Raw genomic sequence first — 17191 nt, forward strand, 5'->3', positions numbered from 1 at the left:
ATTGCAACCCGCTTTGTTTCACTTAACCCATATGTATTTTATAGTTTCTATTTAAGTACATGCTTTCTTTATTTTAACATTTTTTTATGTTAGTGTAAAGAAATGAAACAAGATTAAGTTTGCATAATTTAACATTGTAATATACTTAGAATTTAGAATAAGTACAAGATCTTCTGTAATATAAAAGAGCCAATATATGTTTCTATTAGACAGCCCAAAGTTAAGATAATTCCCAGTACAAATATAAGACCTATATGCTTTATTAATCTTTCCGCTTTTCCCTTTGTACCAAGCCTTGTTTCATGATACATGCTTTTACACAGCCAATAACCGGCTCTTAAGCTGACAAAAGCAACGGGTACGTACACAATAATTTGTGGGAAAGTATAAGCAAATAAGAGCAATACTCCTTTAATTCCGTACCGCATTATAATGACAGTAGCAAATAATCCTACCCGAAATCCTCCATAAACCAGTGAAAATGCTATGTATGGTATTCCTAAAGCGGTACAGCAAAACACCCAAAACAGAATAAATATCTTTAAATTGTTCCACAAAACATATCTAAGCAAGATTCTATGATCAATAACAGTTTCTCTTATCTTAGAAATATATTCTTTATCTAATATATTAATCTGATTCCAGTACAGTCTTTTAAAGACAGCGGCGAATAATAGACCAAGAATAAATCCAATCCCCAGAATAAGAATACCAAACTTCACTTCCCCAAGCTTTCGTAACTTTGCTTTTAAGTAATTCATAAACAAGCCTCCTACCCATATGTGTAACTATAAAAATTTAGAAGTTGTACAATTAAACTATTATCATAACATATGATTTTAAAGTAAAAAGTATTCCAGACGTTATGTTACAGTTATGGCAAGAGATATAGCTGAAAGTACTACTATATCAAATGTCTAAAAGGATATTTTTAGGAGACTTTTTTCTTTGGAACAATTTCTTAAAAAATAAAAAGTACTAACAACTAGTGTTAAGTACTCTTTATATACATGCAATCATGTTATTATATTAAGTCACATCTTATTCTTATAAGCCAGAATACCGGATACGGTCTTACCATCTGTGATAGTTCCATCATATATAAGTGAAACCAATTCCTCCAAAGTGTATTTTTCTATCGTCACATATTCATCTTCATCCAGCTTTTGTTTTGATGGCATTAAGTCATATGCACAATAGATTCCAATTTTTTCGTTGCAAAATCCTACAGTGGTATAGATATCAACCAGATGCTCTATATTTTCCGAACGATAACCTGTTTCTTCCTCTAATTCTCTTGCCGCACAGGTTTTCATGTCTTCTCCGGGATTTAATCCGCCTGCCGGTATTTCAAGAACATATTGTTCCGGTGCATTTCGGTACTGTCTTACCATAATGATTTTTCCGTCCCTATCAACAGGAATAATGGCTGCTGCACCCTTATGTTCTATAAAATCCCACTTTGCTGTTCTACCGTCCGGTAACTGCATGGTATCTTCGTATACATTTACAATATGTCCTTTATAAATAAGATCTCTTTGTAATCTTTTATGTTCTCCCATATCCATTCTCTTTTCCTAATATTGAAAAAACTTCTTTTCGAATTTATATTTCTTTATATCATTTCTTCATATTATTTGCCTTAGCATAACAAGCATCCGTAGCTTTAATAACGGCATTACGGAAGCCATTTTCCTCAAGGGCCGCTACACCTGCAATAGTAGTTCCACCTGGTGAACATACTTGATCCTTTAATTTGCCGGGGTGTTCTTTGGTCTCTAAAACCATTTTTGCCGCACCTAATACTGTCTGGGAAACTAAGTCATAAGCTTTATTCCTAGGTATCCCATACTTTACAACACTATCTGCAAGCGCTTCTATAAACATGTATACATAAGCAGGTGAACTTCCACTGGCACAAGCTACTGCATCCATTAGTTTCTCATCAAAGATTTCATATTTGCCGAAGGAGCAAAAGAACCGATTAATAGTTTCCTTCTCTTCTTCTGCAAATGTATCTTCTGAGAAACAGACACCGGACATGCCCTCTCCTACCAGAGCCGGGGTATTAGGCATTGCACGAACTACTCTTACTGAAGATCCCAGGGTTTTCTTTATGTTTTCAATAGGATAACCTACTGCAATGGAGATTACAATATGTTCTTTCGTTAGACAATTCTTAATTTCTTTAAAAACTTCTTCGTATTTCTGAGGCTTAATAGCAAGAATGATGTATTTACAAGAGGTTACAACGGAAACATTATCAGATACATAGGAAACTCCGGTTTCTTTCTTTATTAATTCACGTCTTTCTGCACTTGCAGTTGTAAAGGTAACAAAATCCGATCCAAAAACATTCTTGACACCCCGAAGCATTGGATAGCCCATATTACCGCATCCAATAAATCCAAACTTATCCATTCTATTTCCTCCTAAATATTACTATTAAAAACTGCAACAAGCTATAGAGTTTTTAATAAATTTTCAATACGATCCAATCCTTTCTCTATCTGCTCAATAGAAATTGCATAAGATAAACGAATATGGTCGTCAAATCCAAAATCACCACAAGGTACTACAGCTACATTATAATCATCAATTAAGATTTCTGCAAGTCTTGCTGTGGTTTCAATTGCTTTTCCTTTATATTCTTTCTTTAATACTTCACCGGTATCTACAAATAGGTAGAAAGCCCCTAAAGGAGTAATTGCGTCTACGTAGGGCATTGCTCCTATTCTTTTCATCATATATTCTCTTCTATTATTAAATTCCATGTTCATGATATAAACGGTTTCCTGTGGACCGTTCAAAGCCTCTGTGGCAGCTTTTTGAGCAATGGAGTTAGGATTAGAGGTTTGATGGCTTTGTATACTGCTCATTAACTTTGCTATTTCTTTTGAAGAACCAGTGTATCCAATCCTCCATCCAGTCATGGCATAACTTTTAGATAATCCGCTGCAAGTAATGGTTCTCTTAAATATTTCATCATTTAGAGCTCCAATGCTTACATGTTCATTCTCACCATATACCAGATATTCATATATTTCATCGGATATTACATAAATATCCTTTTCAATAATTACTTTCGCTATGGCTTCCAACTCTTCTTTTGTATAAATCATCCCGGTTGGATTGTTGGGAGAATTCAATATGAAGGCCTTTGTCTTATCCGTACAGGCTGCTGCAATTTGCTCCGCTGTCACTTTATAATTCTGAGATTTTTCAGCACGAATAATAACCGGTATACCATCTGCTAATTTCACGATTTCAGGATAGCTTAACCAAAAAGGTGCCGGTATAATTACTTCGTCTCCGGGATTCAGAATAGCTTCAAATATATTAGTTAAAGAATGCTTTCCACCATTACTGATCACTATTTGATCCGTTGTATAATTTAATTTATTAAAAATCTTAAACTTCTTGCAGATTGCTTCTTTTAATTCTATGGTACCAGAAGCTGGCGTATATTTTGTAAATCCATCATGAATTGCCTTTATGGCAGCATCGTTAATATTATCAGGGGTGTTAAAGTCAGGTTCCCCTGCTCCAAAACCAACCACATCGATACCTTGTAATTTTAATTCCTTTGCTCTTGCTGTAATTGCAAGTGTTGAAGATGGCTTTACCGCCTGCGCCTTCTTTGATAATGTTAATGACATAGTTCTCCTCCTTAAATAGCCTATGGAATACGTTTCCTAATAATATTCAGATTCCCGGATAATATATTTTTCACCATGAATCTATGAGAATTTCCATCTTTTGAAGTTGTTAATAATATATACTGATATTTTATTATTGTATACAATAATACATTAAATTTTAATATACATTCTATATGATTCTTTTTCATATTGCAAGCAAAAATTACATTCTGATGCAATATTTATGCAAGAAATTTATTATTCCTTTATAAATATAAACTCTGATTATACTATCTATAATTAATAGTAATAACTGGAGGGATACGGCGTAAGAATCCATATGCTAAGTACCGGCACTCCAAATATATATTCTGTAATTTATCCCTATCCAATACCTGTTCAAGTTGAGAATTTTAAAGAAATATGCTATATTTTATACAGGAACATGCTGTGGGGAAGCAAAAACTATCACTGTACTTCCATAAAACTCATCATAGTATGTTAACTTAAAAAGTGAAGCGAAGAATTCAAAGTAAGGCAAACGAAATTTTAGAAATCAAAAATTGCAGAAAATAAAGAAAGGATAATTTGCACTGCCTTTAACATGGAATCATATGGCAGTATCCCATGAAATTAAGATGGGACAAGCAATGGACAAAACGATGAGAACAACCTTGATTAAAAATGCAAAATGTATCGTAACCTGTGACAAAAATGACAATTTATATGAGAATGGTTACATTTATATTGAAGATGGGGAAATTAAAGAAATTGGTTCTTTTGATCCGGATAATCCTAAGGAATTTATTGCAGATGAAATAGTCGATGCCGCTAATATGATTATATATCCCGGCTTAATTAATACACATCATCATTTATATCAATACTTTACAAGAAACCTTCCGCAAGTTCAAAACATGGAACTTTTTGATTGGCTTAAAACTTTATATGAAATATGGAAAAATATTGATGCCGATGTTATCAGATATAGTTCTTTGCTTGGTATGGGTGAATTAATGAAACATGGCTGCACTACATGTTTTGATCATCACTATGTATTCCCAAATCAAGGCGGTTCACAATTAATCGACGCTCAGTTTGAAGCAGCTTCTAATTTAGGTGTCAGAATGTACGCCTCCAGAGGCAGTATGGATTTAAGTAAAAAAGACGGCGGTTTACCTCCTGATTCTGTAGTACAGGATATTGATTCCATCTTAAAAGACAGTGAGCGACTTGTAAGCAAATATCACAATCCTGATAAAGGCTCTATGAGACAGGTTGCATTGGCTCCATGTTCACCTTTTAGCGTCTCCTCTGATTTATTAAAAGAAAGTGCTTTATTAGCAAGAAGCTTAGGTGTAAGATTGCATACACATCTGGCAGAAACAATAGATGAAGAAAGATATACTTTGGAAAGATATGGTGTCAGACCTTTAGAATACATGGAACAGCTAGGTTGGATTGGTAATGATGTATGGTTTGCACACGGCATACATTTTAATGAGGAAGAATTACAACTATTAGCAGATACCGGTACCGGTGTTGCCCACTGCCCTATCTCTAATATGAAACTATCCTCCGGTATTGCAAAGATTCCAAGAATGTTAGAGCTTGGCGTTCCAGTTGGATTGGCAGTTGACGGCAGTGCAAGTAACGATGCCTCCAATCTTATGGAAGAAATAAGAGTTTCTTACCTGTTACATCGTCTCAATTCCAGTAAACAGGCTCCGAGTGGTTATGATATCTTAAAGATTGCTACCAATGGCAGCGCAAAGATCCTTGGAAGAAATGATATTGGACAGTTATCAAAAGGTATGATGGCAGATTTATTCATGGTAGACAGTACAAAAGCTGAACTGGTAGGTGCAGATTATGATACAAAATCCATGCTTGCCACTATCGGCACTAAGGAATCGGTAGCTCTTACTATGGTTCAGGGAAAAGTTGTTGTAAAAGACGGAATTCTTCAGAACATTGATGAAGAAAAAGTTGCTGCTGAAGGCAGAGAAGTTGTAAAAGAATTATTAAGTAAATAGTGATATCCATATGTTGGAATATGATTTTAATATGTTTCCTTTTTACAAAAAACACTCAATTAAACCGTTTATTGAGAAAACATATTAAGAATAATATTCCAAATATTATATTATAAAGCATAAAGCAGTCCCACTAAACCTTCCACTCCCTACGGATAAAACCTTACCTGCTGTCCGTCCGCAAGCTTACTGTCGCTGGCAAACACCACAGGGTTTTCAATAGTTGAGTTAACTGAAAACTCCTGCTCTGTGCTCACCCAAACCGTCACGTCCATGCGCCGTACCACATACTCACGCCCCCAAGCTCCCTGTTCTTTCATAACCACAAACAGGTACGCTCCTTTATCATCTTCATGCAGTGCGCTTTTAGGCATAATATTACTTAACAGAGTCGTTTCTTTCATAATTGACACATCAACCGACTCCCCGTCCGCAAAATTTTCAGCATGAAAGCCAATGGTCAGCACAAGGTTTTCCTTTGTATTGGTAATAGAGGTTACACGCCCCTTTCTTGTACTGCTTCTGATTCCGGTCAGCGTAACCTCCGCCTCATCATCTACATAGAAATAATTTACCGTAAGCGGAAGCAAAATCTGCGTACTGTGTGTAAAGCCGCTTGACCCTTCTACCTTTTTAGAAACACTCCGCACATCGTACTGCCCTAACAGTAACGATCCCGACCTTGGTGCCATTATTTCTACTTTCGGCAAATTCCATTGATAATAGGTACGTGAATAGATGGTACAGCCCACAACAAATAATAAAAAAATAATACCTATCAACACCCAGCGTTTCCTGATTCGCATATGCAACCTCCCCTCTAATTTTTTACCCCAACAAAAGACAGCTCCTGTGATATATAATCTCGACAAGCCATAAACAATACCACAATCGGAACTATATAAAAACAAGCCATCGCAAAAAACATACTTGTGTCGTTCTGCATCACCTTTGACAATGCAATCGACATGGGCTCGTCAAACGCATTTTTAATAAAGACAATCGCCTGGTCAACAATATTCCAATAATCTGCAAAGGTAATCACAACAAGCACCGCCACGCTCGGCTTCATATTCGGCAATACAATATGATACAAAATAGTTCCATGTGCCGCACCATCCACTTGTGCCGCTTCTAAGCACTCATGAGGAAATCCCTTCAGCTGCTGCCGCAGTAAAAAAACACCAAGGGGACTGAAAATACCCGGCAATATAATGGCCAAATAAGGCGGCAGCGTTACCATTTCCGCCAGAAGATAATGGGGTACCAGCAAAACCTGTGTCGGCATCAGCATCACAATGATATATATATAAAACAAAAACTCCTTGTATTTCCATTGCAACCGCTCAAATGCGTAAGCTGCCGGCACAGAAATGATACATTGCCCCACAACAATCGGCACGCATAAAATGACTGAGTTCCAAAACAGCCTTAAGTATTCGGGACTGTTAAAAAACAATTTAAAATACTGATGAAAGGTAATATAATCCGGCAAAAATGCCATTTCAACAAAATGAAAGGATTCATCACCAACTTTTATGTATTCCGTATTCAATACATTAAAAATCGTTATATCCATAGAATAACGGCTTACTATCTCTCGCCCGCTCATCAATGAATTAGTTAGCAGCAGCACAATCGGAAGCAGAGTGACCAGTGCAAATACCATGATACCGATATAAAGCAACCCACTCTTCCACATTTTTCTCTTTATCATCTTTCTCCTCCTCTCAACTAAAATGTTCGGATAGCTTTCGCTGTGAATGGAAGAAGAAAAACAATACACTAACAATAAAAGCAGAAATAATACTTGCAGAAGCACTCAATTTCTGTGCATTAGCAGCTAAAAATTGATTATTCATATAATGCTGAAGCAGATAGACCCATTCCGACGGATAGTTCCCAAATAAGAGAAAAATTTCCTTAAAAATTTTAAACGAGTTAATGATAGACAGAAGTGCTGCCACAAACCCAGTCGGCATAATATACACCAGCGTAATATGAAAAAGCTGACCCATTGCACCACCACCCTCTACCCTCGCCATTTCGTAATAGGTTTTTGGAATTCGGTTCAGTCCTGTCCAAAACAAAATCATACCAATACCAATATTTTTCCATAAAAATATAATAATAACAATCCCCAACACCCATTCACTTTCCAACCAGTTTTTCATTGGCAAACCAACGGAATACAACACCCAGTTCAATATTCCGTTGACATCAAATATGCTTTTCCAGACAAACACCACCGCTCCTGCCGGAATAATCATAGGGATAAGAAAAATTAAGCCAAAAAAAACTTTCAACTTTGTCACTTTTTTAAGAAGGCTGGCAATGGTAAAGGAGCAAATCAAATTCAACGGCACACCGACCAGTATAAAAAGTGCCGTGTTTTTCAATGCCTGCTGAAACGACAAATTATGAAATGTATCAATAAAATTTTGTAACCCAACAAACCTGCGTGATACCACATTATCAATCATTGCATAATACATGGAAAGGAAAAATGGAAACAAATAAAAAATCAGCATTCCCATCAGGCTGGGCAACAACAACAGCCACAACACCCATTCCCTGTGTTTTTTTTTGTTTCTTCTCCTTATAGTTGCGTTCATCAAACTCCCCCTCTCATTCATAGCCATATTCATTTCAAACCGTAACATGCATCTCTTCGTTATGATTTCAATGTAATACAACGATAGACTACTCGTTCAAATAAATCTCTGTTTTTGTTTGAATACGTGCAGCTGTTTGCTCCGCTGTTTGCTTTCCAATTAAATATTGATACAAGTCAGGATAGATTAAATCTAAAAATAAGTTATAATCCATCATTTGCTTCACTCTGCCCTTCATGCCACACCACTTCTCTACCAGCTCCATGCTTTCCTCTATCGCAGCGGTACGGTTTCCCGAAAACGAATAACCCACCCCACCACCTTTTCTCAATGTATCATTGGCAACAGCTTGAACAAGCTTTCTAAAATTTTGCTTATTTATAGGAAATCCTAGTCGGAAAAAGAAACTGTTTGTGTCTACTTCTTTTACAGGAAGCGCCCGTTCTGCCATGCAATAGGAAAGAAATTTCCACGCAAGTTCTTTGTTTTGACACGTATTCGTTATGCCAAGCACAAATAGTGCGTATATTGTCGGCATTCCGTCAGATATTATCGGTATCGGTTTTGAATAAATCATATCATTAAACGGAAGTAACGTTTGCATGACCTCCTCTATTGACAAATTTAGAACAAACAGCACAGCAGGGTTCCTCTTATAAATTTTGTCCCGAAAGTAACCTCCTCCTAGAACTCCAGGTCCATCCTTTGTTTGTATCACATTTTCAGTTAGTTTAATACGCTTTATCTTTTCTAAATTACTTAAAAATTCAGGAGTATTCATATATGCTTTTTTGTTTCTCGTGTCAACAAGGTTATCCCACTCAAACTCAAACCAACCTGTGGCACTTGCATATTCGGACATATACAAATTCTCATCTTCCATTTCCGCCTGTGCACTAACATACAAATCCAGCATCTGCTGATAGGATATGCCCCCTCGGTTTACAAACTCGGCATCAAAGGACTTCATAAAGTCCTGACGCATGGAAACAGAATTAAATATAAACGACAACGGAACTACAACCAGACCATATTGACTATCTTCAAATGCCTCAAAAATATTGACAAAATAATCCTCTTTGTGGAAGCTGTCATCTGCATTCATCAATGGGTATAAATCCGCAAGCAGCCCTGCAGCGGCATACCGCTCATAAGGCATATAGGACAAATCGATAATATCCGCCGCTGTGTTACTCATCAGCTCCACTGAGGTTTGTGCTTGGTACTTCAAGACATCATCATGAAACTGTATCTGAATTTTAACCTCGGGGTACAAAGCTTGAAATTCCTTTGCCGCCACCGCAATTAAATTCGTTTCATTGTCCGGCCACATAACAGATATCCTTAGTGTTCCGCTCAATGCACTATCAGAGGAATAGGTCGCCAGTTCCTTTTGCGTCGAATTGTTTCCATTTTGGGGGCTTTTAATTAATTCGTCAACACTTTCCCTATACTTGTCTAAATGGACGGTTATCTCCTCCAATTTGCTGTTGTACAGCTCGTCGTTCTTTGTTTCAAAGGAACATCCTGTCAAACTCCCCATCGTTATTGCCAAAACCAGGATAAATTTTAAAATCTTATTCATCAAATCCTCCCTCTTTATAATGAAAGCAAATTTACTTTAAAAAACACCTATTACTTTATATACGTGTTATATTATGTCATCAGAGAATATCCATACATAACATTAAGGATTTCCGGTTTTCAAAAGCACACTGCATTTGCATATAATACTTTTAAAATTATAATTTATTAAATTTAATTCTCTCATGCTTTCCATTATATGTCAAGCGCTCGATTTGTCGTGAAATTATAAATACTAACTTAATAAGTCTCTTTGATTAGCTAATGAGCCCTTAGAACTTTCCTTAGCTTTGAAGAAATGTGAAGGGCATAAGGGAGATATAGCGCTAATAGATGAAATTTTTAAGAAGAGAAAATTAACCTGAAAGAACGCTTGAAATGATAATTTAATCCTTACATAAGTTAAACAAACGATATATCTTAATTTGTCTCTGTACATAACAAAAGCAAACTCATGCATAGTCAAAATCAGCATAGTTAAATTCCAGGTCGGAGAATTTCACCTTCAGGATATTCTCATCTTAGAATTCAACTATGCTGATTTACATTAGAATGGCAGTTTTTGCAGCCATTTTTATATTATATTTTTTATCACTGCTAATATGTTTTTATAACATCTATAAACTTCTCACCATATTTATCAAACTTAAATTTACCTATACCAGACACTTCCAGCATCCCTGCTTCATCCACCGGCTTTTTAAAAGACATCTCTTTTAAAGTTTTATCTGAAAATACAATATAAGGAGGTACCTTTTCTTCTTTTGCTATACTTAATCGAAGCTCTCTAAGTTTTTCAAACAGTACTTCATCTACTTCTATCTCGTCCTGATTTCCGCCCTTTGCCAAACTGGATTTCTTTTTCTTATTAGCCGTATTTTCCTTCGAAACTTCTTTCTTTAATTCTTTTGGGAACTTCATCATAATAGTGATTTCACTTTCTAACACATATAAAGAAGTCCCTGTAAGTTTTAACACAGCATATTGATCGTTGGTAAGATATAAATAATCGTTTAGTATTAAATGATTTATTACCTGACGGATACGATAGATAGGCTCACCGGATAAACTGCCATAGAACAAGTTCTTATCCATTTTATAATTCCTAAGTTTGGCTGTATTACTTCCACGTACCGTATCTGCAATAACTACCATGCCATATCTTTGATTGCTTGCCTTGACACACCCGATGATTTGAGATGCCATATAAGTTACATCTTTTTCTTCAAACTGAGTTAAACAATTGGAACAATTACCGCAATAATTGGAACCATACTCTCCAAAATACCGTAGAATATAATCTCTTAAACATTCATTAGTAAAACAGTAAAAGGTCATCTTTTTTAATCGTTCACGGTCCCTCTCTTTTACTATCTGCTGCATTTGGTAATCTAATTCTTCGTTTTCTACGTTGTTCTCAATAAAGAAGTCATTGGTTACAACATCCTGACCGGAATATAGAAGAATACATTCCGCCGGTTCTCCGTCACGTCCGGCTCTTCCTGCTTCCTGATAATAGCTTTCTATATTTTTAGGCATATTATAATGAATGACATACCGAACATTGGATTTATCAATTCCCATTCCAAATGCATTGGTTGCAACCATAATCGGTTTTCTATCATAGATGAAGTCATCCTGATTGCGGATTCGTTCAGCATCATTTAAACCCGCATGATATCTGGTCGCAGATATACCATCTTTATTTAGTCTTTCACATACTTCTTCCGTAACCTTTCGGGTTAAACAATAAATGATTCCACTGTCCGCAAAATGCTCCGAAATATAATTCTTTACCACTTCATACTTATCTTTTGGTGTTTGTACAGAAAAGCTGAGATTTTTTCTATCAAATCCCGTGGTCAAAATCTTAGGTGACTTTAATCTTAAGATCTCAGCAATATCTTCCACTACTAATCTCGTTGCTGTTGCAGTAAAAGCACTGATTACAGGCCTTTTCGGAAGCTTATCAATGAATTCCATTATCTTTAGATAGCTTGGACGAAAGTCTTGCCCCCATTGGGATACACAGTGTGCTTCATCCACACTGACCATGGATATATTTACACCCATAGCAAATGCTAAGAATTCCTCCGTTGCTAAACGCTCCGGTGCTACATATATAATTTTGTATTGTCCTTTACTGGCATTGTGGAGTGCTAACTGATATTGTTTCATTGTTAAAGAACTATTTAGAAATGCGGCATGTATGCCTGCCTGATTAAGAGCACTTACTTGATCTTTCATAAGAGATATAAGCGGTGATATTACAAGAGTAATTCCTTCAAACATTAATGCCGGTATCTGAAAACAAAGCGATTTGCCGGCTCCGGTAGGCATAATTCCCAATGTATCTCTGCCTTCTAATATACTGTCTATCAGAACTTCCTGCCCTTCCCGGAAATTATCGTACCCAAAGTACTGTTTTAAAATATTTAATTTCTTATCCAAAATTCAATCCCCTTACTTTTTATCTATTCTGTGTTTTAATTATAACATAAGTATAGCATAGCTTTAAGCTTTCATCTATAGCTTCTACGGTTTTCTTAAATTATAAAGAAAACCGGAGAAAATTAGATTTATTTACAAATCTTAAAGTTATAATTAACTTTTAGAGATTTCTGATAATTCCTTGAATAATTCAATGTCTGATTGCGTAATTTTAAGATTGGAACTTATGTTCTTTCCTTCTGGTGTTACCACATTGATTTCAATAATGGTTCCTTCCTTAATACCGTCTCTGTTTACTGCTCCCAGGAATTGAACAAACCTAGGGTGGTTTTGGGAAAATTTATCCCAGGCACCTTTTATTTTAAATAATTTAGCTGGATTCATCATGAATTTTCATTCCTCCTTAAAAAGTATTCTATCTTATAAAATTGTAAGATGTTTAAGTTTCTTTCGTAAACCTTTTATTATGATAATATTCTTATTTTCTTAAATACCTTAATAATTAAGTTGCCTTTTGGCAAACCTTCTAACTCACTTTTGGTAATACCTTTTAATTTAATCATTAAAACAAAGTATAAAATAGCACCAAAAATAATTGCTATAAATAATGAAATTGCGTTGCTCTTTATTAATGTATACAGTCCCATATAAATTAATCCAGCCACGGCTCCCATAATTAGAGAAGAAAGAAAGGGAATAATATAACATTTTCTGAAATTTTGCTTATATCCAAGACTTTTACGAATGGATATGCCATTAAAAATACACATTAACAAAGAATATATAATGGATGCAACTGCCAGCCCATAAAGGTTCATGTTAGTAGTTAACAAAATAACAACTAAAAAAGCAGTCTGTATCACTAAAGAAATAAAGGCGTTGATAACAGGCAGGTTTACTTTTCCAATTCCTTGTAAGACAGCGTTGGATAAAGTAGATAAGGAATAAAATACTACTGTAATACTAAGAACACACAGTAATCCTGCCGCTTGCAGCAAGGATTCTTTTTGTGGGAACAAAAGTCGCACAATAGGGATGGACAGCGCCGCAAGCCCAACTGCTGACGGTATTGCTATCATCATAGTAGTTTGAGCTGCTTTATCAACTCTTTGATTGGTGCCTGCTATATCACCTTGAATATAAGTGCCTGCAATACTTGGTATCACAGCAGAGGATATGGCTGACGCAATTGCAATAGGGATATTAGCTATTACAACAGATTTACCGGCAAATATTCCATATTGAGTAGTAACACTAACCTCGTCCATTCCCTTTAAATTTATTAATATTTTCGAATATATAGTTTGATTCAAGGAGGTAGTTGAATTATAGATGAAAGTACTTAAAATAAATGGAGTAACTGTCAGCAATATGCTCATTATAATCTCACTGTAAGGTGAGACAGTGCTATGGGTGTCTGCTTCTAATCTTTTGCGGATTATTTTCCTATTAACCAAATACACCAGTAACATGAATACAAATGCAATCAAAACTCCGGTACCGGTTCCTATGGCACTTCCCGTAGCTCCATATATAGCTTTTGTGGTAGAATCGGATTCTGCTACAGTTTGCATAAGTAGGTAAGCTGCCATAATACTGATTACCGCATTCATAATTTGCTCTATTATCTGGGAAATTGAAGTGGGTACCATTGTTCTATGGGCCTGAAAATAACCTCTTAGTACTCCAAGTAAACCTGAAATAAATATAGTCGGAGCAAATACTTTCAGTACACCGATAGAATTTGGCTGAACTAAAATTCCTGCACCAAAGTAGGTAAATAAACTTGCCAATCCCCCCACTACCACTACATACAATATAGAACAATAAAAGATTCTTTGTGCATTTTTATATTCCTTCATGGCCAGTTTCTGAGCTATTACTTTAGATATAGCAGAAGGTATGCTATAAGAAGATACCAATAAAATAATGGTATAAATATTGTAAGCCACACTATAATAACCGTTTCCTTCATCCCCAATAATTCCGGTTAAAGGACTGCGATATAATATTCCAATAATTCTGCAGATAATTCCTGCCATCGCAAGAATTCCTGCCTGCCTAATAAAACTATCTTTTTTCTTATGATTTATCATCAGAATGTTCCAACTTTCAGTATTCTAAATATTATTTTTGTTTCTTCCCGTTCTACTATTTTAACACATAAATCGAAAATTCCAATACATGAAATTGCTTTTACATACAAATATTTCTCCAATTTAATAGATAAGTCAAGAAAAACATTGTTTTTTGGAACTCTTTCACTTAAAATTAGATTGAAAGGTATAAAATAATAATCAAATAAACAAATCTATACTTTATTTGCATTGTGTTAAAATTACTTTCACAAATATTTATAGTAAAAATCATAAATATAGAATGGGGGATCCATATGAAGAATCAACTTTTCCAAAAATTTAATGAAATATTCGGTGAAGGAGAAAATATCGAACTTTACTTTTCACCGGGACGTGTGAATCTAATCGGCGAACATACTGACTACAATGGGGGTCATGTATTCCCTTGTGCTCTAACTATAGGAACTTATGGAGCAGTGAGAAAAAATAATAGCAATACCCTACGCTTTTATTCCATGAATTATGATCAGTTAGGAATCATCACTTCTAATTCAGAGGATATTAAATATTCCAAAGAAGATGACTGGGCTAACTATCCTAAAGCAGTATTCTGGGCAATTAAAGAGAAAGGTTATAAAACACCTCAGGGTTTGGATATTCTTTACTATGGTAATATTCCAAATCAATCCGGCCTATCCTCTTCTGCTTCTATTGAAGTACTAACAGGCTATATAATAAAGTCCATATGCGGGCTGGATTTTGATATGATAGAACTGGCTCAGCTTTGTAAAACCGCTGAAAATCAATTTATTGGCGTAAATTGTGGTATCATGGATCAATTTGCTATTGCTATGGGGAAAAAAGATCATGGGGTATTTTTAGATACTAACACCTTGGAGTATGAATATGCACCGGTTATCTTAGGGCATAAAAAGATCATTATTGCCAACACCAACCGAAAAAGAGAATTAAGTGATTCCAAATATAATGAAAGACGGGAAGAATGTGAATCAGCACTTTTTGATTTACAGAAAATTGTAGACATACAATCCCTTGGAGACCTAAAGGAATTAGAATTCGAAGAAATCAAACACTTTATCCAAAATCCGGTTTGTAGAATACGTGCAAAGCACGCTGTATATGAAAATCAAAGAACCGTACTTGCAGTAACCGCGTTAAAGAATCACAATCTTTCCCTGTTTGGTCAATTGATGAAGGAATCCCATATTTCTTTAAGAGATGACTACCAGGTAAGCTGTAAAGAACTTGATACTTTAGTGGAAGCCGCCTGGGAGCAGGAAGGAGTCATTGGTTCCAGAATGACCGGAGCAGGTTTTGGCGGATGTACGGTAAGTATCGTCGACCAGGAACAAGTTGATTCTTTTATAAATAATGTTGGAAAAATATACGAAGATAAAATCGGATACAAAGCTGACTTCTATGTTGTTGATATTGGTAGCGGTCCTTGTAAAATAGACGAATAATGAAATACCTAATATTTTCTTGCAGAATCCAGCAAATGAAGAATTTAAAGTATTGTTCCATACCTAAGAGTAAAATCTAAAGATGTTATTTAAACTAAAGGGAAGAATCTCTTTTATAGCCAAGATTCTTCCCTTTTAGACTGATATAATAATATATTGAAGTTATTTAAAAGATCTTATTTAAAAGGAATAACTGCATCTCCATAAGTATCATTAATAAAGGTCTTTATTTCATTAGAGGTTAATACTTCTACTAAAGCTTTAATACCTTCACTATTTTCCTTGCCTTCTTTTACTGCAATTACATTTACATAAGTTTTCGCAGCTTCAGAATCAGCTTTTTCATAAGTAATGGCGTCTTTTGATGCTGAAAATCCTGCATCCAATGCATAGTTTCCATTTAATACTACGAATGCTACTTCATCTTTTACTCTTGGTATCTGTGCTGCCTCTAATTCCAGGATAGTGATGTTTTTGGGATTATCTACAATCTCATTAACGGTAGCAGTAAGTCCTGCATCTTCTTTCAAAGTTATGATTCCATTATCCTGAAGTAATAATAAAGCTCTTGCTTCATTGGTAGTATCATTGGGTACAGCTATTACGTCACCATCTTTTAATTCAGCTAAATCTGTCTTTGTTCCCGGATACACTCCAAAGGGTTCATAATGAATACCACCTGCGTTTACTAAATGAGTGCCATGTTCTTCATTAAAGCTTTCCAAATATGGAATATGTTGAAAATAGTTTGCATCAAATTCGCCACTTTCTACTACATTATTTGGCAATATATAGTCATCAAATACCGAAATCTCCAGATCCCATCCTTTTTCTTTAAGAATTTTCTGCGCTTCTTCTAAAATCTCTGCATGAGGTGTAGCTGATGCCGCTACTTTAATAGCTTTATTTCCCTCAGCGGTATTACTTCCTTCAGTAGTTTTATTTCCTTCTTCTGTTTTTACGGATTCATTTTTACCACAGCCTGCTAAGGCTCCTGCTACTACGGATAGTGTTAAAATAACTGCAAATAATTTCTTTTTCATAAAGTCTTCCTCCTCTTTCTTCTACAATCTATCTTTTTCTTTTATCTAATTTATTTGATAGCATCATTCCAATTCCCTGAAACAGCTGTACCAAAATAATTAATAACACAATAGTTACCAGCATAATATCTGTCTGGTATCTTCTATACCCATATCGTATGGCAATATCGCCTAATCCACCACCACCTACAATACCTGCCATAGCAGAATATCCCAATATGGTTCCTGTTGCTATCGTTAATCCTACAAGCAAAGATGT

At 35.4% G+C, this 17191-nt stretch carries 14 protein-coding genes and 1 pseudogene; 2 read left to right on the forward strand and 13 right to left on the reverse strand.

Going from position 1 to position 17191, the window contains the following annotated elements:
• Positions 1-152: 152 nt before the first annotated feature.
• The 4 genes from RT261_RS02485 to RT261_RS02500 all read right to left on the reverse strand — a co-directional run bounded on the left by RT261_RS02485 (position 153) and on the right by RT261_RS02500 (position 3659).
• Complete coding sequence (locus tag RT261_RS02485) at positions 153-761, reverse strand: stage II sporulation protein M (protein WP_313128946.1); 609 nt, start codon at positions 759-761, stop codon at positions 153-155.
• 273 nt (positions 762-1034) lie between these two features.
• Positions 1035-1562 (reverse strand): NUDIX hydrolase, encoded by a 528-nt coding sequence (locus RT261_RS02490; protein ID WP_313128949.1) that lies wholly within the window; start codon positions 1560-1562, stop codon positions 1035-1037.
• A 58-nt stretch (positions 1563-1620) separates the two neighbouring features.
• On the reverse strand, positions 1621-2421 hold the full coding sequence (gene proC, locus RT261_RS02495) for a pyrroline-5-carboxylate reductase (RefSeq protein ID WP_313128952.1): 801 nt from the start codon (positions 2419-2421) through the stop codon (positions 1621-1623).
• 41 nt (positions 2422-2462) lie between these two features.
• Positions 2463-3659: a pyridoxal phosphate-dependent aminotransferase gene (locus RT261_RS02500; protein ID WP_313128954.1), complete on the reverse strand. Its 1197-nt coding sequence runs from the start codon at positions 3657-3659 to the stop codon at positions 2463-2465.
• 596 nt (positions 3660-4255) lie between these two features.
• On the opposite strand from RT261_RS02500, the gene RT261_RS02505 reads away from it, so the two are divergent.
• Positions 4256-5677, forward strand: coding sequence for an 8-oxoguanine deaminase (locus tag RT261_RS02505; RefSeq protein ID WP_331665365.1), 1422 nt, complete (start codon positions 4256-4258; stop codon positions 5675-5677).
• Positions 5678-5826: 149 nt separating this feature from the next.
• On the opposite strand, the gene RT261_RS02510 is transcribed toward RT261_RS02505, so the two are convergent.
• The 7 genes from RT261_RS02510 to RT261_RS02540 all read right to left on the reverse strand — a co-directional run bounded on the left by RT261_RS02510 (position 5827) and on the right by RT261_RS02540 (position 14423).
• The gene (locus RT261_RS02510; RefSeq protein ID WP_313128957.1) at positions 5827-6483 is read right to left on the reverse strand and encodes a hypothetical protein; all 657 of its coding nucleotides are present in this window, start codon (positions 6481-6483) and stop codon (positions 5827-5829) included.
• Positions 6484-6497: 14 nt separating this feature from the next.
• Entirely contained in the window at positions 6498-7394 is an 897-nt protein-coding gene (locus tag RT261_RS02515) for a carbohydrate ABC transporter permease (RefSeq protein WP_313128959.1), read from the reverse strand.
• A gap of 13 nt (positions 7395-7407) precedes the next feature.
• Entirely contained in the window at positions 7408-8292 is an 885-nt protein-coding gene (locus RT261_RS02520) for a carbohydrate ABC transporter permease (protein WP_313128962.1), read from the reverse strand.
• Positions 8293-8380: 88 nt separating this feature from the next.
• A complete protein-coding gene (locus RT261_RS02525) occupies positions 8381-9877 on the reverse strand; it encodes an extracellular solute-binding protein (RefSeq protein WP_313128964.1) in 1497 nt (498 codons plus the stop codon).
• Between the two features lie 596 nt (positions 9878-10473).
• Complete coding sequence (gene recQ / locus RT261_RS02530) at positions 10474-12327, reverse strand: DNA helicase RecQ (RefSeq protein WP_313128966.1); 1854 nt, start codon at positions 12325-12327, stop codon at positions 10474-10476.
• Between the two features lie 153 nt (positions 12328-12480).
• A complete protein-coding gene (locus tag RT261_RS02535; protein ID WP_313128968.1) occupies positions 12481-12714 on the reverse strand; it encodes a hypothetical protein in 234 nt (77 codons plus the stop codon).
• 77 nt (positions 12715-12791) lie between these two features.
• Positions 12792-14423, reverse strand: coding sequence for a putative polysaccharide biosynthesis protein (locus RT261_RS02540; protein ID WP_313128971.1), 1632 nt, complete (start codon positions 14421-14423; stop codon positions 12792-12794).
• Between the two features lie 296 nt (positions 14424-14719).
• Here RT261_RS02540 and RT261_RS02545 point away from each other — a divergent pair, with 296 nt between their 5' ends.
• Positions 14720-15889 (forward strand): galactokinase, encoded by a 1170-nt coding sequence (locus RT261_RS02545; RefSeq protein WP_313128973.1) that lies wholly within the window; start codon positions 14720-14722, stop codon positions 15887-15889.
• Between the two features lie 176 nt (positions 15890-16065).
• On the opposite strand, the gene RT261_RS02550 is transcribed toward RT261_RS02545, so the two are convergent.
• Positions 16066-16932 carry a MetQ/NlpA family ABC transporter substrate-binding protein gene (locus RT261_RS02550; protein ID WP_313128974.1) on the reverse strand — a complete coding sequence of 289 codons (867 nt, stop codon included), beginning with the start codon at positions 16930-16932 and terminating at the stop codon, positions 16066-16068.
• A 28-nt stretch (positions 16933-16960) separates the two neighbouring features.
• Positions 16961-17191: pseudogene (locus RT261_RS02555) on the reverse strand (methionine ABC transporter permease); the annotation flags it as partial.

Origin of the sequence: Anaerocolumna sp., assembly GCF_032079385.1 — a bacterium.
Taxonomy (GTDB): Bacteria; Bacillota; Clostridia; order Lachnospirales; family Lachnospiraceae; genus Anaerocolumna.

Bases quoted from the DNA above. Each gene is read 5' to 3' on its own strand.
- RT261_RS02490 (WP_313128949.1), bottom strand. From the start codon at position 1,562: ATGGGAGAACATAAAAGATTACAAAGAGATCTTATTTATAAAGGACAT.
- RT261_RS02545 (WP_313128973.1), top strand. From the start codon at position 14,720: ATGAAGAATCAACTTTTCCAAAAATTTAATGAAATATTCGGTGAAGGA.
- RT261_RS02505 (WP_331665365.1), top strand. From the start codon at position 4,256: ATGGCAGTATCCCATGAAATTAAGATGGGACAAGCAATGGACAAAACG.
- RT261_RS02525 (WP_313128964.1), bottom strand. From the start codon at position 9,877: ATGAATAAGATTTTAAAATTTATCCTGGTTTTGGCAATAACGATGGGG.
- RT261_RS02550 (WP_313128974.1), bottom strand. From the start codon at position 16,932: ATGAAAAAGAAATTATTTGCAGTTATTTTAACACTATCCGTAGTAGCA.
- RT261_RS02515 (WP_313128959.1), bottom strand. From the start codon at position 7,394: ATGATAAAGAGAAAAATGTGGAAGAGTGGGTTGCTTTATATCGGTATC.
- RT261_RS02540 (WP_313128971.1), bottom strand. From the start codon at position 14,423: ATGATAAATCATAAGAAAAAAGATAGTTTTATTAGGCAGGCAGGAATT.
- RT261_RS02520 (WP_313128962.1), bottom strand. From the start codon at position 8,292: ATGAACGCAACTATAAGGAGAAGAAACAAAAAAAAACACAGGGAATGG.
- proC (WP_313128952.1), bottom strand. From the start codon at position 2,421: ATGGATAAGTTTGGATTTATTGGATGCGGTAATATGGGCTATCCAATG.
- RT261_RS02485 (WP_313128946.1), bottom strand. From the start codon at position 761: ATGAATTACTTAAAAGCAAAGTTACGAAAGCTTGGGGAAGTGAAGTTT.
- RT261_RS02535 (WP_313128968.1), bottom strand. From the start codon at position 12,714: ATGATGAATCCAGCTAAATTATTTAAAATAAAAGGTGCCTGGGATAAA.
- RT261_RS02510 (WP_313128957.1), bottom strand. From the start codon at position 6,483: ATGCGAATCAGGAAACGCTGGGTGTTGATAGGTATTATTTTTTTATTA.
- RT261_RS02500 (WP_313128954.1), bottom strand. From the start codon at position 3,659: ATGTCATTAACATTATCAAAGAAGGCGCAGGCGGTAAAGCCATCTTCA.